The sequence below is a fragment of the Geobacillus sp. Y412MC52 genome, from assembly GCF_000174795.2.
Taxonomy (GTDB): domain Bacteria; phylum Bacillota; class Bacilli; order Bacillales; family Anoxybacillaceae; genus Geobacillus; species Geobacillus thermoleovorans.
Genome location: NC_014916.1, coordinates 20,002 through 45,057 on the forward strand (window position 1 = coordinate 20,002; position 25,056 = coordinate 45,057).

Consider the following 25,056-nt stretch of genomic DNA (forward strand, 5'->3'; position numbering starts at 1 on the left):
AATAAACTAATGTTCAAATCGTATAAAACGGAAGATTTTTCATAAATATTCGCTGACTTCAATCCATCGGACAGACTCCTAGGGCGGGGGATTTTTCCCCTCCGCCCTTCTACACAAGCTCTGGAATGGCCAATTGCTCCGTTCCAAACAATTCCTCAACATCCCATTTAGGTTCAACACATTCATACGGAATGCCGGCAAACGTCTTCAAAATGGCTTCAAAGATGATCTGTGCTCCTTTCGGAGGAACTGCCATGCCGATTTGTTGTCTGACATTTTCTTTTGTTCCTTCAAACACAAAATCATCCGGGAATGTCTGAAGCCTTGCCCTTTCCCTGTTTGTGAGAGCCCGCGGCTCCTCCCAATGATATACGTGCGTTCCGCCGCCGCCGCTCCCTGTAACTGTGTAAGAAGGCTGGTCGGGATGCAATCTTCTGTAGATTTGGCTCAATCTTGCTTTTTTCACATTCAAGCGCAGCTCCTCAGGTATTCCCTCATACCATGCGTTTTCGCCCGGCGGTATGTGTTTAAGCATTTCCACTGTTTTTGAGTTGTGGCGCGTAAACTCGTGGTTAGGGGCATCTTCTGGGATTGGCGGATTGGTGATCGCCTCCTTGGCCGTTACATACTTGTCGGGAGTAGTCGGCGCGGGAACTTTAAACTTCAAATTCAGGTCCTTTCTGATGCCGACTATGATGATGCGGTGCCTCATCTGAGGAACGCCGTATTCCTCAAACTTATATAGATGCGGCACGATGTCATAGCCTCTGCCGGCCTCGGACAACTCTTTCAGAATCTGCATGAATGCACGGCCCTCGTTGGCGCTTTGAAGCCCTCCCACGTTTTCTGCTACAAAAAACTTTGGTTCGTGAACGTTAAGGACCTTGACCCCATATGTATATAGGGGTCCATACTCCCCATCCATTCCTTTGCGTTCTCCTACAACACTGTAGTCATTGCATGGAAAACCGAATGATAATGCGTCTATTCTCGGAAGCTGCTCAATGTCAAGCTCCCTTACATCGCATGCAATGACGGACGGATCGTCTGGATCGCCGCAGATATTCCGGCGATACGTCCTGCATGCCGATTCGTTATAGTCATTGGCCCAAACATGCTCAATGCGGAACTCTTCTCCATCAGCATCAACCACCCTCGCCATTTTGGCCCCTAAAGCAAGGCCTCCCGGACCGCTGAAGAGTTCTCCTTTCCGAAAAATCATTGTATTACCTCCGTGGCAAAAGAATTATCAGCGTGTCAGTACATTATAGAGGATTTTTGAAAAAAACGACAGCAATTCAGTTCAAGCCTTCACTCGGCTCCCTTCTTGAGCTCATTCAGATATTTCTCAACAGCTTCCTCAATCAACAGATAGATATTCTTCTCCTGCAAAATCGACTGCATCTTCAACTCTTTGTGCAGGTCCGTCCGAATATCGAAGGAAACACGCTTTCTTTCCACTTTCTTATCTTCCTTTCTTGGTTGGTTGTTATATTCGTTTAAAGATGTATTGTTTTCCTCGCCGACAGGGTCGGTCAGCACTTGCGTAGGCGTGATGACTTTTTGCTGGCGCTTCATGTTTTTGATGTCATCTACTTTGGACACGCTCCATCATCTCCTTGTAGAAGTTTTCATACTGCTCAAGCGCTTGGTTCAACTCATTGTTTTCCTCGAAGCCGTAGAGCGACAGGCGGCCGATCGGCGCCTTTCGGGTGATGATCGTTTTGAACACCTCGTTCGGATAATCTTCCTCGATCATTTCATTGAACGCCTTCGCGTCGTTGCGGCGGACATCGTTCATGGTCCTCAAAATTCCAAGCAGTCTTGTATTATGCCTGCCGTGTATCCGTGCCCCTTCTACAGATTCCATGAAATTCGGGACTGCGGAATAGCACCAGTTGGAGCATTCAAACATCATGATGACATACTGGCTCGCGCACAAGGCGTTTGTCGTCTGCTCGCTCAACGAAGGCGGCGTATCAATGACGATGAAATCGTAATGATGACGGATCTTGTCCAACGTGTCATCCAGTATCAAGGTCGGCTTCCCCTTGTACCTGATATATTTTCCAAGGTACGTCTCCCCTGTGTAAATCCAACGGGGGAAAGTGGCCAGGAAGTTGTTGGCCGGAAGCAAGTCCAGCTTGTCGTTGACCTTGACTATGTACGGCTCCGGATTCCTCTCCTGCATCGCCTCGAGAACGGATTTCTCCGTGAATTCGTTGGATGGCTTTCGCGAAAGAAGTTCGGTTAAATTCCCCTGTGAATCCATGTCAACGGCCAAAACTCTGTATCCGTCCCTGCTCAACAAATAGGCTAGGACTCCTGTTGTCGTGGACTTTCCGCATCCGCCTTTTTGGATGCCCATGGTGATGGTGATTGTCATTTATATCACCCACCTTTCTTCCAAGGTTTGTTTCTTCTTTCCTTTTTATTATTTATTCTACCTTAATTTCTAAATTCCTTCAAACTCATTTAAAATAATCCCTCAGGATGCGAAATTTTAAGAATACATACTTTCTTATCCCAGTAAACACTATGCAACAAAATCCCGAGTTCGACAGTCACTAGGCAAACAAAAAGCCTCTCGCCCCTTGATGCAAAAGGGACGAGAGACATTTGGGCACACTTTGGGCGTGTATCTAGGCGCGAGGATGGATGCCTAGGATCTTCGGAGGAGGCTCCAGCCCTAGAGCCGCAAAGAATTGAGCCTGTTTGGCCGTCAGTTCGGTTCGTTGATAAAGGTCGCCGTTTTTGGAAGAAAAATGTCCAAGCATAAGACGCTCACATTCATCCCTTACTTTCGGCCACGATTCATGGGTTCGGATCTCCACGATCCGAACCAGCAAGAGAGCCAGCCAACTGAGCAGCACATGCGCCCGAATGCGGTCTTCCAAGCGATGATACATAGGTCGCAATTCCAATGTAGACTTCAATGTTCGGAAGGCCTGCTCAATATCCACCAGCTGCTTATACCCGATGGCGACATCTTCGGCAGACAAGGTGTCATCGGATGTCCGGATGAGATATTTGCCGTCGTACTTTTCCGCGTCACGAACCGCTTGCTTGTCGATGCGAAGGGTTCCGTCCTTCAACTGGCGCAAGTATTTTCCGTAGGACGGATGGGAACGCAGCCGGCAGGTCGCCTTATGATGGGCTTCGTTTGGGAGTTGGCGAAGCCCTTCTAACTCCTCTTTCAGCGATTCGAGCAGCTTTTCTCGCTCCTTGCGTTGGCGTTCGGCTTCGCTGGGATTGTACACGAGAACATAGCGCTGACGCGCTTCTCCGTCGCCGACGATGATTTCTTTGATGTGCAAATTCTCGTCCACTTCATGATAACGTCCGCGACGGCTTAAGGCCTCTTTGACGGCGGCTTTGCCGGATCGCATTTTTTCGCCGACAATGTAGTGTCCGCCGGCCTGTTGCAAGATTCGCAAATTCTCTTCAGAGGAAAAGCCGCGGTCCATGACGCTGATCACACGTCCAAGCTTCCAGCCAATCAAGTCTTGTTTCACCTGTTTGATGACCGTCATGTCCATGGTATTGCCAGGCCATACCCAAGCGCGAATCGGGACTTCTTCCCGGGTGACAGCCAGCCCAATGACGATTTGAACCAAGTCTGGGCGTTTGTCTTTCGAGAATCCTTGTTTTCGAAGCGATTCTCCTTCCGGTGTTTCAGAGGGATCCACTTCGAAGTACGACGAAGTTGTATCGAAGTAAATCAAGTCGACTTCCAAATTCAATAAATCGGCCACAGCATGGAACACTTGACGTTCCAATTCCGGCTGCACGGCCAGCAGCTCATCCATCGCCCGGTACAACTGGTGGCTGGCGGCTTGAGGAAGGTGAGGGATATACACGTCTTTCTCCACCCACTCCTCCATCGCCAACTTGCTTGACGGATGAAGGGCGCGATTGGCCACCATGGCAAAAATCAGCCGTTCCAGCGAAATCTGGTGATGTCGGGAGGTAAACAAGGAGTGGAGAATCTCTCCCAACCCCAGTTGTCTCCAGAGCTGATCCAAGAGCCAAACGCCGCCGAGGTGTTTGCATGACTGGAATTGAAAGTCATCGGAAGCTTCTCCTGTCAACGTTTCGACTTCCCAAGCCTGCTCAGGAGAAAGGAATCGCGAAATGCTTTTGGCCAGACGTTCCAAGACGGCGCGATCCACCTCGTCTTCGCGCCCGAACGAATAAATCACCTTCGCTTTCGCATATTTGGCCTTTGGATCCCATTCATTGTGAGCAAGCTGGAGATAAGCAACGGTTGTTCCATCCTTGTTTTTGCGTGTGACTCGTCGTATGTACATGCCTATATTATAACGTATAAACTTTATTTTTAAAAGAAAAAATGAATAAATCGTGTGCCTATGAAATTCGGCGTTTTTTCCTAGGATCCGCATTACGAAACCCTTGATATAACAGCATTTTGGTCATTTCCATTTGCCTAAAATGACCTCAAAACTGTCGAACTCGGGAAAATCAATTCGCATAAAAAATTAACTTCAATACCGCAAAAAAACCAGCCTCTAGCTGGTTTAATCGATGTAATTTCAAGTACATCTGATAACTTTATGATATCTTAGGGTTCAGGTAACTTGGCCTTTTTTCCTCGTACTTCGCAATTTCTATTTCATGTTGGAGTGTACGACCGATATCATCGAGACCTTTAATTAATGTTTCTTTATGAAATGGATCAATATTAAACTGAAGAACTAAACCATATTCATCTTTAATCGTGCATGACTCCAAGTCTACCTCTAATTGATAGCCTTCATAGGTCAGACACCGTTGAAATAGTTCATCAACCTCCTCAGTTCCCAAAGTAACGAGTAGAATGCCATTTTTCAAGGAATTGTTGTAGAAAATCTCTGCAAACGAAGGGGCGATGATAACTTGAAATCCATAATCCAACAAAGCCCAAGGGGCATGCTCACGAGAAGAGCCACAGCCAAAATTTTCCCTAGTCAAAAGAATACTAGCCCCCCGGTAAATCGGTTGATTAAGAATGAAATCAAGGTTCAAGTTCCCATTTTCTAAAAAGCGCCAATCATGAAATAAGAAACGGCCAAATCCAGTCCTTTCAACCCTTTTCAAAAATTCCTTTGGAAGAATCGCATCAGTATCTACATTAGGTCGATCCAATGGGGCTACCAATCCCTTGTGACGCACAAAAGGCTTCATTGGGTTAACACCTCCCTTAAATTGAGATTCCATTTCCGGATATCTACAAATCGTCCCTCTAGTGCAGCGGCAGCAGCCATAGCCGGGCTAACAAGATGAGTACGCCCCCCTTTTCCTTGACGCCCTTCAAAATTCCGGTTTGAGGTCGATGCACATCGCTCCCCAGAGGCAAGAATATCTGAATTCATTCCTAAACACATACTACATCCGGGTTCTCTCCATTCAAATCCAGCCTCTTTAAAAATCTCATCCAATCCCTCTGCCTCTGCTTGACGTTTAACACGATAAGACCCTGGAACCACTAAAGCACGAACACCAGAAGCAACCTTTTTTCCAACTGCTTTGACTATCCCCGCGGCCTGACGTAAGTCTTCAATCCGCGAATTAGTACATGATCCAATAAATACTCGATCAATAGTAATATCCTGTATAGGTGTACCTGGCTTTAATCCCATATAAGCCAACGCCTTCTCTACCGCCTTACGATCTACTGGATTAGTAAAGTCATCAGGAGAAGGAACCTTTTCATTCACTTGGACTACCATTCCCGGATTAGTTCCCCAAGTTACAAACGGAGCTAAATTTGATACATCGAGCTCAACAATCTCGTCATAGATAGCGCCTGAATCACTACATAGCGCTTTCCAGTCAGCAACAGCAGTCTCCCACTCATCTCCCTTAGGCGCGAAGGGGCGTCCCTTTAGATAAGAGAATGTTGTCTCATCAGGCGCTATTATACCCGCTCTAGCCCCTGCCTCGATCGCCATATTACAAATAGTCATTCTTTCATCCATAGACAATTCCTTTATTACAGGTCCCGTAAACTCAATTACATATCCTGTTCCACCGGCCGTACCGATCTTTTGTATTAAACCCAATATAATATCCTTAGCTGTTACACCGGGAGGAATTTTTCCATGGAGATGGACTTCCATTGTCCTTGGCTTCTTCTGTAACAACGTCTGAGTGGCCAAAACATGCTCAATTTCACTTGTTCCAATACCAAAAGCCCAGGATCCAAATGCACCATGCGTCGAAGTATGGCTGTCACCACAAACTATAGTTTTTCCAGGTGTAGTAAGGCCTAATTCTGGCCCGATGACATGTACTATACCGTTATTGGGATCATTCAGGTCATATAAGTGAATTCCAAATTCCTCACAGTTTTTAATTAGTGCTTCAATTTGTTTAGCCGCAATTTCATCAATACTTGATAGAGAACGGTTAACCGTGGGAATATTATGATCCATCGTAGCAAACGTAAGATCTGGCCGTCTTACCTTTCTTCCAGATAAACGAAGGCCCTCGAATGCCTGAGGTGAAGTTACCTCGTGTATCAAATGCAAGTCAATATAGATTAGAGCTGGTTGACCAGGCTCTTCGATAACTACATGACGTTCCCATAGTTTGTCAAACAGTGTCTTAGGCATACATTCCCCTCCTGATTATTTTTCTTAAGTCGTTTTTATTATCGAACAAATCTATCTAGACACGACGATTAGAAACAGGGGTGTTGCGCCTATTTGATGAGTACTTGGGGCTAAATCCACCCCAAAAAAGAATCCCTACAACAGCTATCATTGTGAAAGCCAAAAACAACCAAGCATTCATATAACTTTTACTTTGATCCACGATCCACTCAAAAACCAGTGGACCAATTATAACTTCCCAAGAACCAATACTGATACTAAATCCGCTTGTCAATCCGTCCCATTGTTTTGGGACTGTTTCGACAGCGGCATTCATCCATATTCCATTGAAACCAACGGCACTAAATCCGAAAATAGATATCAGCGGAAGAACAACTCCAAAAAGGGCACTCCTTTTGGCAGTACGGAGATAATAATGCTACATGCTGCTGTTATTAACGTAATTAGGAGCAAAACAATTAACCTTTTACCACTAAAAATACGATCAACTAATTATTCCCCAAAGCACCCTTCCTATTGATCCACCAACTTCTGAGACAAATAGCAGTAACCCCGCTAAATAAATGCTGTAACCTAGTTGTTCGTGGGCAAAAAAAGCTAAATTAAGTACTGTAGATGAGCAAATTCACTAACATAAATTTACATCCAAACAAAAAAGGAGACATGAACCCGACTCCTTGGTTAAAATAGATGTGCTAACCAACCATTCACAAGGAGGTTCATGTCTCATGAATAGATTAGCACATCATCAAGGAATCCACAAGTTTTTCATGGCGTTGGGGTTGGCGCTTTATTTCTCGAAACCGGTCATCAAGCATCTCGTTCATATGGTGGATGCCTTGACTACCAAGGGATTTTCGGGAACGTTGACCGATGTCCATCACTGGAGTTTTCATCCCAACCATCGAACAACGCTCAGCCATTTTTTCACGAAAAGCCCTTGGGATGAAGAGACGTTGCTTCGCAAACTCCAGCAATGGATCCTTCATCGCATCGAGCGAATCGCCAAACGGGAGAATCAACCCCTTTTTGTTTCGATTGATGATACCATTTGCCAAAAAACGAAGCCTTCGTCACGGGCTACACACGCCATTCAAGGGTGTGATTGGCATTTCTCTCACAAAGATCATCAATCGGTCTGGGGGCATTCGCTCGTTTGGCTGATGGTGCACACCATGACTCAGGCATTCCCGTTCGCGTTTCGTCTTTATGATAAGACGGCGGGAACAAGCAAAGTCGACCTAGCGATGGAGATGCTTTCTTCGCTCAAGGTGAAGCCGGATCATCCGGTGTATGTGCTCATGGATTCATGGTATCCGTCCAAAGAGCTCATCGAAGCCTGCCTGAAAAAGGGATTCCATGTCATCGCGATGCTCAAGACGAACCGAATTCTCTACCCGAAAGGCATCGCCGTCCAAGCGAAGCAGTTCGCCCGCTATCTCGAACCGCGAGACACCCGCCTCGTCACGGTGGGGAACGAGCGCTATCGTGTCTATCGCTACGAAGGCGCGCTCAATGGTCTCGATGATGCGGTGGTGCTGCTTACTTGGAAGGCTGATCAGCCGATGACACCCGAACATCTTCATGGCGTCTTGAGCACCGATCGGGAGCTGAGTGACGAAGACATCTTGCGTTACTATGCCCAACGCTGGTCGATCGAATGCTTTTTCCGGCAGGTAAAAGACCAGCTGAAGCTCGATGGGTACCGTGTTCGTCACATTCGGGCGGTCAAACGGTATTGGGTGACCGTTTTGTTGGCTTGCGTGTACAGCATAGCGGAATCCCAACAAGACATCTCTGCCGGGCTGAACCTTCTTCGGACTCGGAAAGGACACAGCCTGATTGAGTTCATTTACGACGCGGCGAAGCAAGATATTCCCATTGATGTTGTCAAAAAACAGCTCCATGTCGCCTAAGGGGTACCCTGTTTGTCTCTTAATACATGGAAATTATTGTAATGAAAAATGCTCATCTACAGGTAGTAAGACACATTTGTGCACCGCTTAAACCAAAAGCAGCTAAGCTTACAGATAAGAGTTTTCTATTACGTGTTATCTTCCACAGCGAAGTTAGAAAAGAACAGAAATATATAGAAGCTCGTATATCTTTTGATACTGGGTCACGATACATCCAACATACAATTAGACCTATTAGCATCAATGCAAAGCAAGACAATATTAAAGCAAGACGCCCCATCCCCAATGCAAAGCAATGGACAACAAAAATAAGGAGGCTAGGGAAGAACCTATAATCACACCCGTTTGCTTCATCGCAGTCCCACGATACTTCAGCAGAAACCAATAGATAACACTACGATTGGAGGTAGGATGCATTGCACCGTAGCCTAGACCACCTATCACGATAAACAACAATAACCACAAAAAAGAATTTAGTAGAGCGGCTATGGCAAATCCGGTACTCAAACATAATGTCAAACAAAAGAAATCGTGATCCTACCCGATCTACCCAGTAGCCGCTCGGGAGACTAATTAGTGACTGTCCAAGGAACAGAGCCGACATCAACATACCCACTTGAACTTTGGATAGATGTAAATCATTCTCTATTAAAGGGCTCAATAGAGCTAAACTGCGACCTACAAAATCCACCATTATCTGTGTAAGAAGTAGCCATCCTAGCATTCGCCAAGCAACAGCCGGGACTCTTGGCCGCTGTCTATATTTTTCCCCGACCTTTATTTCCGCATTTTCTTCCCCATGATGCTATTTTAATTTCATCATCATTCCATCTAACCTACGCTCAAGTTGTCGCTCTAACCAAAGAGCTGTATCAATAAGTTGCTCTAAGTTAATCCCCGTTTCAATTCCCATTGAATGGAACATATTGACCATATCTTCCGTACAAACATTACCAACTGCTTTAGGAGCGAAAGGACACCCCCCAGTACCTCCTATAGATGAATCAAAATGTCTTACACCCGCCTCATAGCCTGCGAAAACATTGGATATTCCTAAACCTCTAGTGTTATGAAAGTGCAGCCCTAACTCAACAGTTTCACCAAATGTTTCAAAAAACCTATTGACTAACCTTTTAACCTGAAGAGGATTTGCTAAGCCCGTTGTATCAGCTAGCGTAATACTCCTACAACCCGCTTCAATAAACCTTTCCGAAATTTTCAGAACGTTATCTTCCGATATAGATCCCTCAAATGGACATCCAAATGCAGTTCCTAGTATAGCTGCACACGGCTTCCCTTGTACAGCTACCGTACGAATCATATCCTCAATTTCTGCCACTGACTGTTCTACTGTTCTTCTGGCATTTTTCTGATTAAACGCATCAGAGACAGCTAGGGTAAAATGAATTACATCTAACTCTGTATCCAATGCTCGTTCAAGTCCTTTTGAGTTAAGCACTAAACCTGCAATTACAACACCTTTCTTTCTGCTTATTCCTGCCAGCACCTCTTCAGGATGACTCATTTGAGGTACCACTTTCGGGTTAACAAAAGAAACCGCCTCGATCTTCTTGATGCCACTATCCATTAATTTCTCAATTAGCTCTATTCTCTGTTGAACGGATAAATGTCGTTTTTCATTTTGCAAACCATCACGCGGCCCCACCTCACATATGTGGATCATCTTCACACCGTTCCCCTCTTAACTTTTTTATTTTTCTAGATAATATTCTCTTTTCTTAACAGCTCTAAAGTTTCTTTAGTGTAACCAAGAAGATTCCCATATACCTCTTCATTATGTTTACCCATCATCTCCGCACCAGGTTGACGAATACTACCAGGGGTTCGACTCAACTTCGGGACGATACCTGGCATTGGGAATTCACCAAATACTGGATGTTCGATATTTACGATCATTTCACGCGCAAGATAGTGTGGGTCATTAACAATTTCCTTAGCACTATAAATTTTCCCAGATGGAACTCCTTTTTCTTCCAAAATTCTTAGACACTCATCAGCTGTATGTTGTTTAGTCCACTCTTCAATCAAAAAATCTAGTTCACGCATATTTTCAGCACGAGCATGGTGATTATTAAACTTCGGATCATCAGCCAGTTCTTCACGACCCATGGCTTCACATAAACGCCGGAAAACATTGTCCGCATTGGCCCCTATCACAACATAAGTGTTGTCCTTTGTGAGGTAAATATTAGACGGAGCCACATTAGGCAAAATATTGCCCATTCTTTCACGTATATATCCTGCTAACAAATAATCAGGAACAATACTTTCCATTACAGCAAACACAGCCTCATAAAGAGCTGTATCAACGACCTGCCCTTCGCCCGATTTCTCTCTCTCATGCAGGGCAATCAAAGCGCCAATGGTTGCAAACATAGCTGCTAGCGTATCACCAATACTAATTCCTATACGTGTGGGTGGTCGATCGGGAAAACCGGTAACATAACGAAGTCCCCCCATGGCTTCACCAATGCTTCCAAAACCAGCTCTTTTTTTATACGGTCCTGTCTGTCCAAATCCAGATGTCCGGACCATAATTATTCGTTTATTAGCTTCTCTCAACCGTTCATACGACAGATTCCATTTTTCCATCGTTCCCGGGCGAAAATTTTCTATTACAATATCAGATTTCTTTACCATTTCTAGAAATATTTCTTGACCACGTTTCTCACGTAAATTCAATGTGATAGATTTTTTATTCCTCGATTGAATAGGCCACCATAATCCATGGCCGTCCTTTTGTTGCCCCCATTGTCGCATTGGATCAGGCTTATCTGGAGGTTCTATCTTAATGATTTCCGCTCCAAAATCACCTAACAGCCGCCCCGAAAAAGGACCAGCCAATAATGTTCCCACTTCTAATACACGAACCCCACTCAAAGGTAGATTTTCAGTCATTTTTATTCCCCCAATATATGTCTTAAAGCATGATTTAGTAGTTTTTTATAGAAAACACTCTTAGAAGACTGGTAGTTTACTGAAACATCGGTCCTAAACATGCTTTTTTCAAGATGAGGAACCCTTTAAAATCAGCTCTTCCCTTGCAACCAAAAACACCAATCGAGCGAAAATTATTGTTTTTCACCAGTTTTTTAGAAGTAGTAACGTTATTTTTAGTGTTTTTAACTTTCCTTTGTTACCTTGTCTTTATTATTCACAAAATCTTCTCGATTTCCGAAATTAAAGGGTTCTAATTTAGTTCTTTTCTTCCTCATTTCCTCTCTAAGAAATTCAGTTTCTTTTTCATTTAACTCTAGCGTATTTGGATCAATTATAACCCCGTATGATTTCTCTGCTTTTTCTAGACTTACAAGTCCTCTAACCACGTCTAAGCGTACTTTTTCTGGATCACGCTCTAATGGATCTCCCCAACCACCACTACCAGCAGTAACAAATAGGATTTGATCTCCAGGTTCAACTAATATATTATCAACCTTTGATTGCAGGGGAATACGCGTACCATCCTTACGAATCAATACCTTATAAGAGTTAGAACCCGGTTCGCCTCCATTGATTCCCCAAGGCTGAAGCTTTGCACGATCATCGTGAATAGATACTGTTCCCTTAGCTAGGCAAGTATACAATTTTTCATTACAGTTACCACCTCGATATTTTCCCGCACCTCCAGAGTCAATTCCAGTTCTATAGTATTCTACTCTTAAGGGGTAATAGGTTTCTAAATATTCAGTAGGAATGTTAACAAACGCCGGCCACCAAGAATGTCCATCCAATCCATCAGCAAATGGTCTACCTGGAAGACCACCGTACATAACCTCCATTAAATGGAACTCACGGTTATGCTCATCCTTCCCAGAATAAATGAAATATGGGCTCGTTCCATAACCAGCAGCCGGGCTGTTTTGTGGAGCATTTAATGATAGCGCGCCACTTAAAACGTCAAACAATCGACTCAACACGTGTGTACGACAACCAAGCGCTGCAGGAAAATCGGGGCGAAGTAAGCTACCCTTAGGAGTCTTAATATGCAATAAGTCGTAAAACCCATCATTAAACATAATCGCTGGATCGAATACTGAGATTAGAAAAGCACCAATGAACATTTTGAACATGTTGTCACTAAGATAGTAATTTACTGGTCCCGGCGCTTGTGGATCAGTCCCAGTCCAATCAAAGTACGCTTGATCCCCCTCACGCCATATAGTAAGCTTCATTTTGAATGGACCATTGCCTAATCCATCGTCATCAATGTAATCCTCAAAGGATACAGGTGCAGTTGGAAGGAAGTTTTGGATCAAATTTCTCATCATGCGATTAGTACGTTCGAGTAAAGCTCTTAAACCTTGAAGATATACTTCTACACCAAAACGCTCACAAAGTTCCTTTACCCTCTTTTCTGCAGTTCTACAAGCAGCGACAATAGCCATTAAATCGCTATAGTTTTCAACAGGTGTCCGTGTATTTGCCTTCAAAATCTTTATAATGGATTCATTCAGTTGCCCTTTTTCAAACAGTTTGACAGGTGGAAAACGTACACCTTCCGCAAAAATCGTTGTTGCTGTTACCGGCATGCTTGCTGGGACTGGTCCTCCAACATCAATTACATGCCCAAACATAGAGGAATACCCAACCAATTGACTACGGTAAAAGATAGGGATAATAACCATCCAGTCATTTATGTGCGAAATGGATCCTCCACAACTATAAGGATCACTCAAAAAGATAACATCTCCCTCATGCAGTCCATCAGTAAACTGGGCAACCACCTCAGGTACATGGGAACCAAAATTTCCAACAACCATTTTTCCATCTGGATCAGTGATCATAGGAAAACAATCATGTTGCTCCCTAATCACTGGGGACATGGCTGACCGAAATAACGTTACATCCATCTCTTCTTTGATATTTTTTAATGCATTTTCAATAATATCCACTGTGATAGAATCAATTTTCTCCATTTTTAAACCTCCTCTTTAATCAAAAGGTTCATATGGTTATCAACTACCGCCACATAACCCGGCAAAACTAATGTTGTACTATCTTTTTGGATAACGATCGCTGGTCCCGGAATTCTATTATTGGGTTTTAACAGCGCACGATCATATAACGGTGTAGGTAAAAATTCGCCATCAAAAAATGCCTTGTGTTCCTTATCTATTAAGGCGTGCGACGCATCCTCATTACCAGGGCTACTGGAAGGCAACGATGGAGAAGTAACTTTTCCTATAGCAACTGCTCTCAGGTTAACAATCTCAAGTTCAATATCCATCTTAAAGCCGTAGATTTTCTCGTGAATTTTATCAAATTGACTCTTCAGCAGTCCAAGACCATTTTGTATTAAGGTCTGTTTATCAACCTGAATTGAAATTTCATAACCTTGTCGAAAGTAACGTACATCTACTTCGAAGGAAACTGTCTGTTGATCCTTGGGTACTGACTCTTGAATCAGCCATTCTTCAGCTTCTTTTCCTAGTTCGTTTAACTCTCTTATTAGTGAGCGCACATCGATTTGACTTAAAGTACGAATAAAGGTCTTGGAGTATTCATTACGAATATCCGATTGTAAGAAACCTAATGCAGATAAGACTCCAGGAGTTGGTGGAATAATAACAGGGAATGAACCAGATAAACGCCCTAACGCATTCGCATGTAAAGGACCTGCCCCTCCCAGTGCAATCAATGCGAAATCACGTGGATCATAACCTTTTTCAACTGATACAACTCGAATTGCACCGTACATATTCTCATTAACAATGTCATATATACCCTTGGCTGCACGATACACATCTATACCTAGGCGTTCTGCAATCTTACCAACTGCCTTAAATGCTGCCTCCACATCAAGTTTCATTTCTCCACCAACTAAACTTGAAGGGAGGTATCCTAAAACTACATTTGCATCCGTTACCGTTGGCTCTTCGCCACCACGACCATAACAAGCGGGCCCGGGATCAGCTCCGGCACTTTTTGGTCCAACGCGCAACGCGCCAGTTGGGGGAACATGCGCAATCGATCCCCCCCCAGCCCCGATGCTGACAACTTCGAGTGAAGGGGCTTTTACTGGAAAGGTTCCAACCTTGGTTTCTCTTGAAACCCTAGGTTTACCGTCATATGTCAACGCTACATCCGTTGATGTCCCCCCCATATCGAAAGATATTACATTTCTAAATCCAGCCTGTATACCGATCATAGCTGATGCAGTTACTCCACCGGAAGGTCCGGATAACATTGTGTGTACGGGACGCGTAGCAGCTGCCGAAATGCTCATTAGTCCTCCATCTGAACGTACAATACCAACACGGCTACGCATATGATTTTCCTTTAACTTATTTTCAATGTTTCTCAAATATTTTTGCATTGGCGGTCGAACATAAGAATTCATAACGGTTGTTAGCGTTCTTTCATATTCCCTAAACTCCGGTAAGATTTCATAAGATATAGAAACGGGAATATCTGGGTTTATTTCTGTCGCAATTTCCCTAATTCGTTGTTCATGTACTGGGTTCGCATAGGAATTAATTAAACTAATCGTTAAGCTTTCAACACTTTTTTCATACAATTCCTGAATTTGACGCCGAATATGATCTTCATCGAGTTCACGTATTATTTCACCCTGTGCACTAATCCGTTCTAATGCTCCACGGGTATTAGTCAGATCTGCAAGTGGATCAGGCTTAATAAATCCAATCCATGCGCTAACAGGAGCAGGAGTCCAAGAACGGGCAACATGTAGAATTTGTTCAAATCCATGAGTTGTTATTAATCCAACCTTTGCACCTTTTCCTTCTAAAACTGCATTAGTAGCCACTGTTGTACCATGTATAATCGTCCTAATATCAGATAAACTAACACCTGCTTCTCTACAGATTTTAAGTATTCCATCCATTAATCCGATTGATTGGTCAGATGGTGTAGAAGGAACCTTTGTAACAAAAATCTCACCTGTCTCTTCGTTTTGTAAAACAACATCAGTAAAGGTACCTCCCACGTCGACCGCTACCCTATACATTCTGCATTACCCCCTTAATAATTGTTCTAGATTTTAGATAGATAATATAAAACATTATCGGTATTAGTGATCTCCCCATACTTAGATGCTATATCAAATAGATTACTTTCATGTGGTACTCTAGCTCTGTCCCCCACCGCGTCACTGACTACAAAAGGTATGAAACCATGTTGAATAGCATCGACTACGCTTGCACGTACACATCCACTAGTTGTTACCCCTGTAATGAATAATGTATCTATCCCTTCAGACACGAGTAGTGAAGCAAGCGAAGTGCCGGCAAAAGCTGAGGCATATTTTTTTATAAGGAATGGTTCCTCTAACCTTCTTTCTAATCTCGGATCTAACTCCACTAATGGAGACCCTAACATGAATTGTTGTAACGAAGGTACTTTCTTTATAAAAACCCCCCCCTCCCTAATATTTCTGTAACCAACACCTACAAAGAAAATGGGTACTTTCTTCTCTCTGGCTTTTCTTAAAATATGGACAGTTTTCATTAATTCAGATGAAAAATCACTTGCTAGGGGGGATTGCGAAGGATCAGTAAAACCAATTTGGAAGTCAATCACCAGTACCCCAACTTTTTTTCCGATTGATAATGTCCCTGTGAAGCCAGCATTTTTATATATCCGTTCAAGCTCCTGATCCATATACACCATCCTTCACATACTAAAAAGTGTCTTTGTGTTAATTTTTCTCATACCGCTTTAAACTCCCCTTCTCAAAAGTTAGGAAACCCCACTTTTGGATTTCCCTATTTTCTTTTCCACACGTTCCTGCCAAATTAGGAATAAGAAAGTACAGAGAAAGGCAATAAACATGATAACCCGTGGTGCTAGTTGAGCGTCAGCGCTCAACCAGCCCTAGTGTGACCAGGGAATAAGCCACCAAGATGCCATCGAGTGCCACTTCAAACCCGGCAATGGAATTCGCCCGAATGTCGGTGATCCGGTATTGGTCCACGAGAATCGAAAACACCGTCTCGATGACTTTGCGTTTTTTCCTGATCCATTCTTCCCATGCCTTGGATGGGCCGTGCTTTTGATTGTGTCGAGACGGTGTCCAGAACGCGGCTTGGTGTTCTTCATACAGCTTTTCTCGAAGAGCGCGGCTGATGCACCCTTTGTCTCCAAAGTTGTAGGGATGAGGGATTTGAGTCATCACCGTTTCAGCCGCTTTGACGTCGTGGCAGGACGCTTCCGTCACGACATAGCCCATGGCCAGCCCTTGATTGGTCACTTGAAGATGCAGCTTGAAACCGTAGTACCATTGCTTTTTGGAAGCACAATACCCCATATCCGCGATCCCTCGAAATCGCTTGACGCGCTGCATTCTCGCGGGATGGCACAACGGAAGAGGCAAACTGTCGACAACGGCATAAGCATGGTGTTGGCCACGTTTGGCTAGTTCATGACGAATCCATTTGACCGCGAAGCCAAGCGCTCGGCAGCGGCGGTTGTATCGGGAGCGTTCAAGAAACGAGCCGTTTGTGAACAAATTTCCCGTGACAAAGCGATGCCAGGCTCGTTCAGAAGAAAAGCCCAGCAGCTTCCCCAAAAGGTGAACCGCCATGACCACTTCGTCTTTTTGCTTGACCAAGTGACGGTTGCGGCGATGAAGATACATTTGAATCAACGACAGTTGAGCAGAAACAAAACAGAAAATAGCGGCATATTGTTTTTGAAGTTTGGCTGGATCTGTAGTAAAATGAAAGTGCTCTTGCATGGGGGATCTCTCCTTTCGAATGTTGGGTGACACTTTCATTCTACTGGAGATCCGCCAGCAAGGGCTATTTTTATGCTTGTCTGAGTTTTATCTAGCACCACGGGTACTTCTTTTTTCTATAAGTGTTGACCATGATTCCTTTTTCCCCCTTTTAAACTTAACTCACTTAAAAATATGCAAAATTTATGCCAACTCAAAATAACATTTTGAATTTATATAATGTTTAGAAAATATACTCAACAAACAGGGTTGCTCTAACTCAATATTCTGATCATCTAGTTTTTGTTTTGGAACGTTTTGAAACATCCTGTGTTTCATTTTTGAAACAAATTATTAGATTTTTCCTCGTCATCATATCTATCAATTCCGTAATCCTTAATCTTTCTCCATAAGGTGGTCCGACTAATCCCTAGAAGAGCCGCTGCCTTGGTTTTGCTTCCTCGCACTTCTCTTAATACCTGTAAAATACGTTGTCGCTCCCAGTTTTCAACTTCTTTAGTCAAATCAGTTGAATCCAGAATTTCGATATGACTCCCAAATAGCTCCTTCTTCACTTCGGCCAATACCTCGTCCATAGTGACATGCGCTTTTAATAGAACAGAAACTCGCTCCGCAATATTTTCAAGTTCTCTTATATTTCCCGGCCAGTTATGGTGACACAGTACTGGTAACATAATAGACAAGACTTTCTCTATCAGTTGTTTATCTAATTTGTAATTCTTTAAAAAGAAACGAAATAAGTCGGGTAAATCATCTAATCGTTCTCTAAGAGGTGGTAGCTCAATTGAGAGTACATTAAGTCTATAGTACAAATCCTGCCTAAACAACCCGTCTTTTACCATCGATTTTAAGTCACGATTGGTGGCTGCTATTATTCTTACATCGATAGGAATTACCATGTCACTTCCAAGACGCATTACCTCTTTTTCCTGTAAAACTCGAAGAAGACGGGATTGCAAGGGTAAGGACATTTCACCTATCTCATCCAGAAAAATGGTTCCCCTGTGAGCTAGCTCAAACAATCCCTGTTTTCCACCCTTACGTGCTCCTGTGAACGCTCCCTCTTCATATCCAAATAGTTCACTTTCTAAAATTGATTCAGGTAGAGCCGCACAATTCACTGCTACAAAAGGATGGCGATTCCTATTGCTTGCGTTATGAATACTCTGTGCAAATAACTCTTTTCCCGTTCCAGTCTCACCACGAATCAAGATTGTAGCATCCGTTTGGGCATAGTGCTGCGCCTTGTCGATTAACTTCATAAAGGTAGAGTTTTTTCCGATAATATGTTCGAATGTTGCCTTGGCTAAAAGCCCTTTACTATATACCCGATGCCGGATGGCTTTCTCCGCTTTCTGTACGGCTTGCGCATCCTGAATTGTTGCCACAGCTCCAATTAGTTCTCCTTGATGGACTACAGGAATTCGGTTAACTAAAAGCATACCTTGTTTTGTCTTCTGCGCTACATTGAGCAGTGGTTTCCCTCTCTTAAACACATCATCAAGTTTAATCTCAGGAGCAACTTTGTCTATGGATTTCCCGATAACATCCTGGGCAGACACGCCTAGCAACTTTTCGGCAACAGGATTAATCTCCATTAGAAGTCCGTTAGTATCCACATATAAAATCCCTTCATGAACAGCACGCATCATAGCTTGTATCTTTTGTCTTTTTTCAATTTCGGACCTTCGTTGATCTGCAAGCTCTACAGCTGTTTCCAAAGCTAGGCGAATAGAAGATCTAGAGTAAATGAAAATACTATGTCCACCCATTCGCTCCGTAAGTTCATTAACTAAGCTTGCACCAATAATCACAGATTTCCCACTTCCTAATATGCGTAATAACTTCTCTTGTGCATCGTGAACTCCATCGTAAGCCTCCTGCATCAAATCTACACGAAACAAATCACGAAACTGTTCCAACTGCGGAATTGGTTCCTGATAAGACATAACTACTGCTTGTCTATTCATGCGCTTAGCAAGCCATAGTGCATTCACTAGATCAAAACCTGTTACTTTAATTCGGACTACAGGGATACTTAATCCCTGTTCTTCAATCGCGGTTGCATTAGCTCCTGAGGCAACAATTACATCAGCTGAATTAGTTTTTTCGATTTCATGTGCTTTTTTTATCGCTTCCTCAATTAAAACTTCATGAAGTATAAACTCGGCCGGCCATTGTTTTTCAGCTAAAACTTCTTGAAGAATCCTTGTGAGTTTGCTATATGTAAACACAGCTATCCTGGCCTTGATAATTTACTCCTCCTTTCTTGTCAGGTTAATAAGTGAATTGATCGCATAATTTTTGCTTATACTTCAAAGACAACTTCTATTTTTTCTCTTATATCCCTTTTTGAAAATTATGTAAAATAGGTGTCCCCAGCACCTTAATTTGGAAACACCTTAATGACTCAGATATTGATAATCAATATCTCCGTTTCTTCAATTCCATAATCAATTCTCGAATAGCCTCCGATTCCGACACATTTTTTGCCCGACAGTATTTTTGGAGGAGTTCGTACAGCTCGTCATCGAGGCGGATGGTAATGCGGTGGGATTTCGATTTTTCCTCTTTAGGGCGGCCGCGCGAGAGTTTTTTGCGCTCGACACGCAAGTCATCATGGATAATGACATCAAGATAACCAAGCCGCTCGTAAATGTTTTTGTGCTTCTCGACAAATTCCTCCCACATACGAGGGGCATCGTCCATAAGCTTTAGATATTCTCTCTGGAGCTTTGCTGTTTCCTCTGGGGATTGGGGGCGACAACGGCTAAATTCTTGAAGGATGAGGACTTGAAAATCCTTTTGGTTGTAGCATCTTCCTTCCCTCATGGTAATCACCTCGTTTTTCGTCTGACACTATTTAATTTTATTGTAATATATTCCTGTTCTATTTAAAAGTTTTTCGTCTGACGTAAAATAATTAATTACCTATCATTAACTTTGGTTATCAAGCTGAAAACCGGTCAATTTTATGTTTTCTGGATAAAAAATACCGCTTTTTACAGTTTAAAATTAAGATTTTAAAATTTTGATTTTTTTACCATATAGGAGTATATTAGACTTAAAAACTGTAGATGAGCAAATTCACTAACATAAATTGACAACCAAACAAAAAAGGAGACATGAACCGGACTCCTTGGGTAAAATAGATGTGCACAAAACCCATTCACACAAGGAGGTTCATGTCTCATGAATAGATTAGCACATCACCAAGGAATCCACAAGTTTTTCTTCACTTTGGGGTTGACGCTGCAGCTTTCCAAACCGGTCATCAAGCATCTCATTCATATCGTCGATGCCTTGACCACCAAGGGATTCTCGGGAACATTGACCGATATTCATCACTGGAGCTTTCATCCGAATCATCGAACGACGCTCAGTCACTTTTTCACGAAAAGCCCTTGGGATGAGGAAAGGCTGCTTGGGAAGCTTCAAGAGTGGATCCTCCGCCGAATCGAGCGCCTGGTCGAGCGAAAGAATCAGCCTCTTTTTGTCTCGATTGATGATACGATTTGCCAAAAAACGAAGCCTTCGTCACGGGCAACGCACGCCATTCAAGGGTGTGGTTGGCATTTCTCTCACAAAGATCATCAATCGGTTTGGGGGCATTCGCTCGTTTGGCTGATGGTGCACACCTTGACACAAGCGTTTCCGTTTGCGTTCCGCCTGTATGACAAGAAAGCGGGAAAAAGCAAGATCGACCTGGCCATCGAGATGCTTTCTTCGCTCAAAGTGAAGCGGGCTCAGCCGGTGTATGTGCTCATGGATTCGTGGTATCCGTCCAAAAAGCTCATTGAAGCCTGCTTGAAACAGGGATTCCATGTCATCGCCATGCTCAAGACGAACCGGATTCTCTACCCGAAAGGCATCGCCATCCAAGCCAAGCAGTTCGCCCGCTATGTCGAGTCCGAAGACACCCGCCTCGTCACGGTGGGTCAGGAGCGTTATCGCGTGTATCGCTATGAGGGGGCGATCCATGGCCTCGATGACGCGGTGGTGCTGCTGGCTTGGAAGGCGGATCAGCCGATGGCGCCGGAACATCTCCATGTCGTCTTGAGCACCGATCGGGAGCTCGGGGACGAAGACATCTTGCGTTACTATGCTCAGCGTTGGACGATCGAGTGCTTTTTCCGGCAGGCGAAAGATCAACTGAAGCTTGATGGATACCGCGTTCGCCACATTCGGGCGGTGAAACGGTATTGGGCGGTGGTGCTGCTCTCCTGCGTGTATAGCATCGCCGAATCCCGACAAAACCTCTCCGCCGGGCTGGAGCTTCTTCGGTCGCGGAAAGACCACAGCGTCGTCGAGTTCATTTATGACGCTGCGAAGCAAGATATTCCCATTGATGTGATCAAAAAACAGCTCCGTATCGCGTAAGGGGTACCCTGTTTGTCTCTCTAATCATGGAAATTATTGTAATGAAAAATGCTCATCTACAGTTAAAAAGAATACATTTTCGACAAAATTCGCACTAAGAGCTCAATTTCCCAAAACAAAGTTAAATTTGTAAAAGGGGATGGGGAATTGGACTGGAAAGAAGTAAAACAATTTGCGACTGCCGGCCAAGCGTTTTTACCTGTCAACGTCCAGAACAGAGGGGATTCAGTTAAGCTACTTTTTAAGAATGGGGAAACAAAATTACTCGACGTGCAGTCCAGCTTATTTTTGAAACGGCTTCTGGCTTTCTTTGGCACAAGCATGTCGATCAATCGCCATCGGTATGGGGAGCTGGTGGGGAAAAAGCAGTTGGTTCCGATTGTATTGTCTTACGGTTTTACGATCATCCCGTTTAATGTTCGGGAGTCGATCGGCCACCAAAGCCGCGTAGGTTGGTTCGTCTCAAGGGAAATTGAGCAATTCCAGCAACAGTCGCCAAGGCTTACAACGGTTCATCTCTTCTTTGGGCATCAAGTTCCAGTATTCCATTCACGCAAATTTTGCCTGGATCAGCTAAAAAATGCCCGGTGGATTGAGATGTGCTATGAAGAGATTCATGAACCGCACCGTAGACAATGGATTAATGGTGGTGTTGTGTGCGAAACAGCTATTTTATAGTAGAATGAGCTATTTATCGTAAAAATCCCGAGGGAGCGGCATCGTTTTAGGCCGCTTTTCTCTTTTTTTGCTTTGAAAGCGATTTTGTCTATTGCCGTCCTTGGGTGCTATGATGTTGCCAAATTGAAAGGAGGTAAGAAAATGGCCGCTTCCGAAATGGTGTCGGGCCGCACTCTTGTTTTGGACTTCTACGCCGGAAAGGACAGCGACGGAAAGGACATCATTCGCTCGCAAACCTTCAGAGTAAAGAGCGACTCAAGCGTTCAATCTCTGTACGATGCCGCCACCGCCATCGCCAGCTTGTCGAGTGGCAGCCTGCGGTACGTGCGCACGACGTTAACCAGCCATATTATCAATGCATGATGGGAGGAGGATGAGCAATGAAGACTTTGGAGCTGATGTTTAACGCTCAAGCGGGGCCGGCTCGGATTTTGATCCGCTATCCTAAAGAGCCGGTTGATCCGGTGCAAGTGAAAACGGTCATGAACCAGCTCGTGGCGGCAAATGTTTTTATGAGCGGCAATGGGGAGCTGGTGAGCCCGAAGAGCGCCCGCATCATTGACCGCGAGACGCAAGACATCCAGTTGCCATAGCTTATCTATCGTGGACGGAAGGTTTTTCGCCTTCCGTTTTTGAGCATTGAAGGGGGGAAAGCAATGGATTTGTTTTCGATGATCAGCGAAGTTTCCTTTCCGATTCTTGTTTCTATATACCTTCTGCATCGGATGGAGACAAAGCTGGATCAGTTGACCAAATCCATTCAGGATCTAACCATCGCATTGAGCCGTAGTCCGCAAAATTGATGATGGGAGGGAATTTGAAGTGGAGCTGGTGGAGTTGCTTTTCCGGGCAGAGAAAAGGCTGTCCGGGCTGCATCCGTTGGTGGCGGATAAAGCTAGAGCGTTGATTCGGAAGGCTTATGAAGAAGGGATTTATATCATCATTACGCAAGGGTTTCGAACCATCGAGGAACAGAATCGTCTGTATGCATTGGGTCGCACGAAACCTGGTCGGATCGTCACGAACGCCCGTGGAGGATACAGCTATCATAATTTCGGCTTGGCGTTTGATATTTGTGTTTGCAATGTTTTCAAGGGAACATTGATCCCCAGCTGGAGCCTCGATCGCCGGTGGTTTCGCGTCGGTCAGATCGGAAAGTCGCTTGGCCTTGAATGGGGCGGGGATTGGAAAAGCTTCAAAGATTATCCCCATTTTCAGTATACATTTGGCCTTTCGCTTGCACAGCTGCGGGCAGGAAAAAGGCCGCCGACCGCTGTCATGGCTAAAAAATAAACTGTCTCGCCCCTTCCGAAAATGGAAGGGATTTTTTTAAATCTGACAAAAGCACGTTGTGTCAGATTTTTGTCTGATGTTAAATACGTTGAAGGAAGCATCACGAAGCCGCTTTGCTGCTCTCCCACTTTTTGTCCAAAAATCTTACTCATCTCCCTCATGGACAAGGGGGTGTCATATTTTGCATACCGTCCAGCCAATCAAAGATAGGGAAAAAATCGAAGCGATGAAAAAGATTTTGCGTGCTTCGTCATTGAGGGACGAACTCCTTTTTACGATTGGGATCAATACGGGATTGCGGATCAGCGATATTTTGGCTCTGAGGGTCGGGGATGTGAGGAATCAAAAAGGCGTTGTCGAACGCATTGAGATCGCGGAAAAGAAGACGAAAAAGACTCGGGTTGTCGCGCTGAACCGGAAAACTCGCCGCCTGATCGAACTGTATTTAGCGCAGGAGAGGCCGCATTCCCGCGGCGATGAGCCGCTGTTTCGCAGCCAAAAAGGAGGCGGAGCGATCAGCCGCCAGCATGCCCACTACATCCTGAACCGGGCCGCCAAGGCAGTTGGGATTGTGGATCGCATCGGCACCCACTCCCTGCGCAAAACATTCGGCTATTTCGCATACAAACAAGGAACGGACTTGGCCATGATCCAAAAAATTCTCAACCATTCTAGCCAGGCCGAAACACTTCGCTACATCGGCATTACGCAGGAGCAAATCGATGAAGTCACTGCAGGGCTTGATCTGTGAACGAAGCCCGCGCCGGTCTTCCCGGCTGGCCGCCTCCAGGCCTTGGGCCATCCGGCTGGAGCCTGGGGAAGCCCGGCGCTCGGTTCGTTCGAAGAAGCTGCCTGCGAGCCCATTCATCCGCAACCGTGCGGAGCGTGGTCGAGGAAGCCAATGCATGGCACCGTTGCTTGAAGCAACGAATCATCAAACGAATAAGTGATGATAAAAATAATGGAGTATACATTAAAATAATTAAAACAATAAATAAACGTTTATTTCATCTTTTCTTCCAACAAACAAAAGTTTCGTGGTTCACAAGAAGCTTCCATTTCCGCGTCGTTCGAAGAAGCTGTTCGCGGTCCAGCGCCTTCCTTCCGTTGCCCGCGGCCGTGCGAAGCAAGATCAAGAGGCCGATCAAAGCACCGCCGTGGGGGGAAATCAAAACTTGCCGTAAAACGTCGTTAAACGGCTTATTTTGGCGTTTTGGCGCTTTGGAGGTATAAAACTATTAACCTAGCAAAAAAAGCGTCTCAGACGGGGCGTACGAGTCCTAGGAGGCTTTGTTTATTTTTGTTCTTCAGCAAAGCAAGATTTATTAAACCATGCATGTATGTTAAGCGGCAGCGACTCTCTTTTTGTTGCTTTTGTATACTTTATAGTATTTATATCTTTTAAATCTTTATATATTTTAGGAGGGAGCAAGATCCCTCATTTATCAAGGTTTCCAGC

General features: G+C 44.3%; 23 protein-coding genes. 8 read left to right on the forward strand and 15 right to left on the reverse strand.

All coding sequences use genetic code 11. The features are described 5' to 3' along the window. Positions 1-109: 109 nt before the first annotated feature. From GYMC52_RS18015 to leuC, 6 genes are all read right to left on the reverse strand, one after another. On the reverse strand, positions 110-1,222 hold the full coding sequence (locus tag GYMC52_RS18015) for a DNA cytosine methyltransferase (protein WP_012820754.1): 1,113 nt from the start codon (positions 1,220-1,222) through the stop codon (positions 110-112). Positions 1,223-1,311: 89 nt separating this feature from the next. Continuing rightward, complete coding sequence (locus GYMC52_RS18020; protein ID WP_012820753.1) at positions 1,312-1,605, reverse strand: hypothetical protein; 294 nt, start codon at positions 1,603-1,605, stop codon at positions 1,312-1,314. Further along, positions 1,589-2,386, reverse strand: a complete 798-nt coding sequence (locus tag GYMC52_RS18025; protein WP_012820752.1) for a ParA family protein — start codon at positions 2,384-2,386, stop codon at positions 1,589-1,591. The genes GYMC52_RS18020 and GYMC52_RS18025 overlap by 17 nt, the downstream gene beginning before the upstream one ends. A gap of 256 nt (positions 2,387-2,642) precedes the next feature. After that, positions 2,643-4,310 carry an IS1634 family transposase gene (locus tag GYMC52_RS18030; protein WP_013524889.1) on the reverse strand — a complete coding sequence of 556 codons (1,668 nt, stop codon included), beginning with the start codon at positions 4,308-4,310 and terminating at the stop codon, positions 2,643-2,645. 262 nt (positions 4,311-4,572) lie between these two features. Then, positions 4,573-5,184, reverse strand: a complete 612-nt coding sequence (gene leuD, locus GYMC52_RS18035; RefSeq protein WP_012820750.1) for a 3-isopropylmalate dehydratase small subunit — start codon at positions 5,182-5,184, stop codon at positions 4,573-4,575. Further along, positions 5,181-6,614: a 3-isopropylmalate dehydratase large subunit gene (gene leuC / locus GYMC52_RS18040; protein WP_012820749.1), complete on the reverse strand. Its 1,434-nt coding sequence runs from the start codon at positions 6,612-6,614 to the stop codon at positions 5,181-5,183. Before leuC ends, leuD begins: the two co-directional genes overlap by 4 nt. Positions 6,615-7,342: 728 nt before the next feature. Between leuC and GYMC52_RS18045 the strand changes: the two genes are divergently transcribed. Continuing rightward, positions 7,343-8,530, forward strand: coding sequence for an IS701 family transposase (locus tag GYMC52_RS18045; RefSeq protein ID WP_012820748.1), 1,188 nt, complete (start codon positions 7,343-7,345; stop codon positions 8,528-8,530). 394 nt (positions 8,531-8,924) lie between these two features. Here GYMC52_RS18045 and GYMC52_RS20400 read toward each other — a convergent pair whose 3' ends face one another. The 9 genes from GYMC52_RS20400 to GYMC52_RS19085 form a co-directional block, all read right to left on the reverse strand. Then, complete coding sequence (locus GYMC52_RS20400) at positions 8,925-9,254, reverse strand: MFS transporter (RefSeq protein WP_144319760.1); 330 nt, start codon at positions 9,252-9,254, stop codon at positions 8,925-8,927. A gap of 81 nt (positions 9,255-9,335) precedes the next feature. After that, positions 9,336-10,214 (reverse strand): hydroxymethylglutaryl-CoA lyase, encoded by an 879-nt coding sequence (locus GYMC52_RS18055; protein ID WP_041469704.1) that lies wholly within the window; start codon positions 10,212-10,214, stop codon positions 9,336-9,338. A gap of 35 nt (positions 10,215-10,249) precedes the next feature. Beyond that, positions 10,250-11,449: a CaiB/BaiF CoA transferase family protein gene (locus GYMC52_RS18060; protein ID WP_012820746.1), complete on the reverse strand. Its 1,200-nt coding sequence runs from the start codon at positions 11,447-11,449 to the stop codon at positions 10,250-10,252. 224 nt (positions 11,450-11,673) lie between these two features. Then, positions 11,674-13,467 carry a hydantoinase B/oxoprolinase family protein gene (locus GYMC52_RS18065; RefSeq protein ID WP_012820783.1) on the reverse strand — a complete coding sequence of 598 codons (1,794 nt, stop codon included), beginning with the start codon at positions 13,465-13,467 and terminating at the stop codon, positions 11,674-11,676. Between the two features lie 2 nt (positions 13,468-13,469). Next, positions 13,470-15,518 carry a hydantoinase/oxoprolinase family protein gene (locus GYMC52_RS18070; protein WP_012820782.1) on the reverse strand — a complete coding sequence of 683 codons (2,049 nt, stop codon included), beginning with the start codon at positions 15,516-15,518 and terminating at the stop codon, positions 13,470-13,472. Positions 15,519-15,544: 26 nt separating this feature from the next. Continuing rightward, positions 15,545-16,171, reverse strand: coding sequence for an isochorismatase family protein (locus GYMC52_RS18075; protein WP_012820781.1), 627 nt, complete (start codon positions 16,169-16,171; stop codon positions 15,545-15,547). Positions 16,172-16,367: 196 nt separating this feature from the next. Then, entirely contained in the window at positions 16,368-17,246 is an 879-nt protein-coding gene (locus GYMC52_RS18080) for an IS982 family transposase (RefSeq protein WP_012820780.1), read from the reverse strand. Between the two features lie 314 nt (positions 17,247-17,560). Beyond that, positions 17,561-19,480, reverse strand: a complete 1,920-nt coding sequence (locus GYMC52_RS18085; RefSeq protein WP_012820779.1) for a sigma-54-dependent Fis family transcriptional regulator — start codon at positions 19,478-19,480, stop codon at positions 17,561-17,563. 190 nt (positions 19,481-19,670) lie between these two features. Beyond that, the gene (locus tag GYMC52_RS19085) at positions 19,671-20,078 is read right to left on the reverse strand and encodes a ribbon-helix-helix domain-containing protein (RefSeq protein ID WP_012820778.1); all 408 of its coding nucleotides are present in this window, start codon (positions 20,076-20,078) and stop codon (positions 19,671-19,673) included. Between the two features lie 360 nt (positions 20,079-20,438). Here GYMC52_RS19085 and GYMC52_RS18095 point away from each other — a divergent pair, with 360 nt between their 5' ends. The 7 genes from GYMC52_RS18095 (at position 20,439) to GYMC52_RS18120 (ending at position 24,348) form a co-directional block, all read left to right on the forward strand. Further along, on the forward strand, positions 20,439-21,626 hold the full coding sequence (locus GYMC52_RS18095) for an IS701 family transposase (RefSeq protein WP_012820647.1): 1,188 nt from the start codon (positions 20,439-20,441) through the stop codon (positions 21,624-21,626). Positions 21,627-21,773: 147 nt separating this feature from the next. Then, positions 21,774-22,304: a competence protein ComK gene (locus tag GYMC52_RS18100; RefSeq protein ID WP_012820777.1), complete on the forward strand. Its 531-nt coding sequence runs from the start codon at positions 21,774-21,776 to the stop codon at positions 22,302-22,304. A gap of 141 nt (positions 22,305-22,445) precedes the next feature. Next, on the forward strand, positions 22,446-22,667 hold the full coding sequence (locus tag GYMC52_RS18105) for a DUF1659 domain-containing protein (RefSeq protein ID WP_012820776.1): 222 nt from the start codon (positions 22,446-22,448) through the stop codon (positions 22,665-22,667). Positions 22,668-22,684: 17 nt separating this feature from the next. Then, positions 22,685-22,897 carry a DUF2922 domain-containing protein gene (locus GYMC52_RS18110; protein WP_012820775.1) on the forward strand — a complete coding sequence of 71 codons (213 nt, stop codon included), beginning with the start codon at positions 22,685-22,687 and terminating at the stop codon, positions 22,895-22,897. A gap of 78 nt (positions 22,898-22,975) precedes the next feature. Continuing rightward, entirely contained in the window at positions 22,976-23,107 is a 132-nt protein-coding gene (locus GYMC52_RS19090) for a YvrJ family protein (protein WP_414629275.1), read from the forward strand. A 19-nt stretch (positions 23,108-23,126) separates the two neighbouring features. Continuing rightward, entirely contained in the window at positions 23,127-23,597 is a 471-nt protein-coding gene (locus GYMC52_RS18115) for a M15 family metallopeptidase (protein ID WP_012820773.1), read from the forward strand. A gap of 181 nt (positions 23,598-23,778) precedes the next feature. Then, the gene (locus GYMC52_RS18120; RefSeq protein ID WP_012820772.1) at positions 23,779-24,348 is read left to right on the forward strand and encodes a site-specific integrase; all 570 of its coding nucleotides are present in this window, start codon (positions 23,779-23,781) and stop codon (positions 24,346-24,348) included. The last annotated feature ends 708 nt before the right edge of the window (positions 24,349-25,056 follow it).

Excerpts from the sequence above, each read along its gene's own strand:
- GYMC52_RS18015 (WP_012820754.1), bottom strand. The coding sequence starts at position 1,222 with ATGATTTTTCGGAAAGGAGAACTCTTCAGCGGTCCGGGAGGCCTTGCT.
- GYMC52_RS18025 (WP_012820752.1), bottom strand. The coding sequence starts at position 2,386 with ATGACAATCACCATCACCATGGGCATCCAAAAAGGCGGATGCGGAAAG.
- GYMC52_RS18030 (WP_013524889.1), bottom strand. The coding sequence starts at position 4,310 with ATGTACATACGACGAGTCACACGCAAAAACAAGGATGGAACAACCGTT.
- leuD (WP_012820750.1), bottom strand. The coding sequence starts at position 5,184 with ATGAAGCCTTTTGTGCGTCACAAGGGATTGGTAGCCCCATTGGATCGA.
- leuC (WP_012820749.1), bottom strand. The coding sequence starts at position 6,614 with ATGCCTAAGACACTGTTTGACAAACTATGGGAACGTCATGTAGTTATC.
- GYMC52_RS18045 (WP_012820748.1), top strand. The coding sequence starts at position 7,343 with ATGAATAGATTAGCACATCATCAAGGAATCCACAAGTTTTTCATGGCG.
- GYMC52_RS20400 (WP_144319760.1), bottom strand. The coding sequence starts at position 9,254 with ATGCTAGGATGGCTACTTCTTACACAGATAATGGTGGATTTTGTAGGT.
- GYMC52_RS18055 (WP_041469704.1), bottom strand. The coding sequence starts at position 10,214 with ATGATCCACATATGTGAGGTGGGGCCGCGTGATGGTTTGCAAAATGAA.
- GYMC52_RS18060 (WP_012820746.1), bottom strand. The coding sequence starts at position 11,449 with ATGACTGAAAATCTACCTTTGAGTGGGGTTCGTGTATTAGAAGTGGGA.
- GYMC52_RS18065 (WP_012820783.1), bottom strand. The coding sequence starts at position 13,467 with ATGGAGAAAATTGATTCTATCACAGTGGATATTATTGAAAATGCATTA.
- GYMC52_RS18070 (WP_012820782.1), bottom strand. The coding sequence starts at position 15,518 with ATGTATAGGGTAGCGGTCGACGTGGGAGGTACCTTTACTGATGTTGTT.
- GYMC52_RS18075 (WP_012820781.1), bottom strand. The coding sequence starts at position 16,171 with ATGGATCAGGAGCTTGAACGGATATATAAAAATGCTGGCTTCACAGGG.
- GYMC52_RS18080 (WP_012820780.1), bottom strand. The coding sequence starts at position 17,246 with ATGCAAGAGCACTTTCATTTTACTACAGATCCAGCCAAACTTCAAAAA.
- GYMC52_RS19085 (WP_012820778.1), bottom strand. The coding sequence starts at position 20,078 with ATGAGGGAAGGAAGATGCTACAACCAAAAGGATTTTCAAGTCCTCATC.
- GYMC52_RS18095 (WP_012820647.1), top strand. The coding sequence starts at position 20,439 with ATGAATAGATTAGCACATCACCAAGGAATCCACAAGTTTTTCTTCACT.
- GYMC52_RS18105 (WP_012820776.1), top strand. The coding sequence starts at position 22,446 with ATGGCCGCTTCCGAAATGGTGTCGGGCCGCACTCTTGTTTTGGACTTC.
- GYMC52_RS18110 (WP_012820775.1), top strand. The coding sequence starts at position 22,685 with ATGAAGACTTTGGAGCTGATGTTTAACGCTCAAGCGGGGCCGGCTCGG.
- GYMC52_RS19090 (WP_414629275.1), top strand. The coding sequence starts at position 22,976 with ATGATCAGCGAAGTTTCCTTTCCGATTCTTGTTTCTATATACCTTCTG.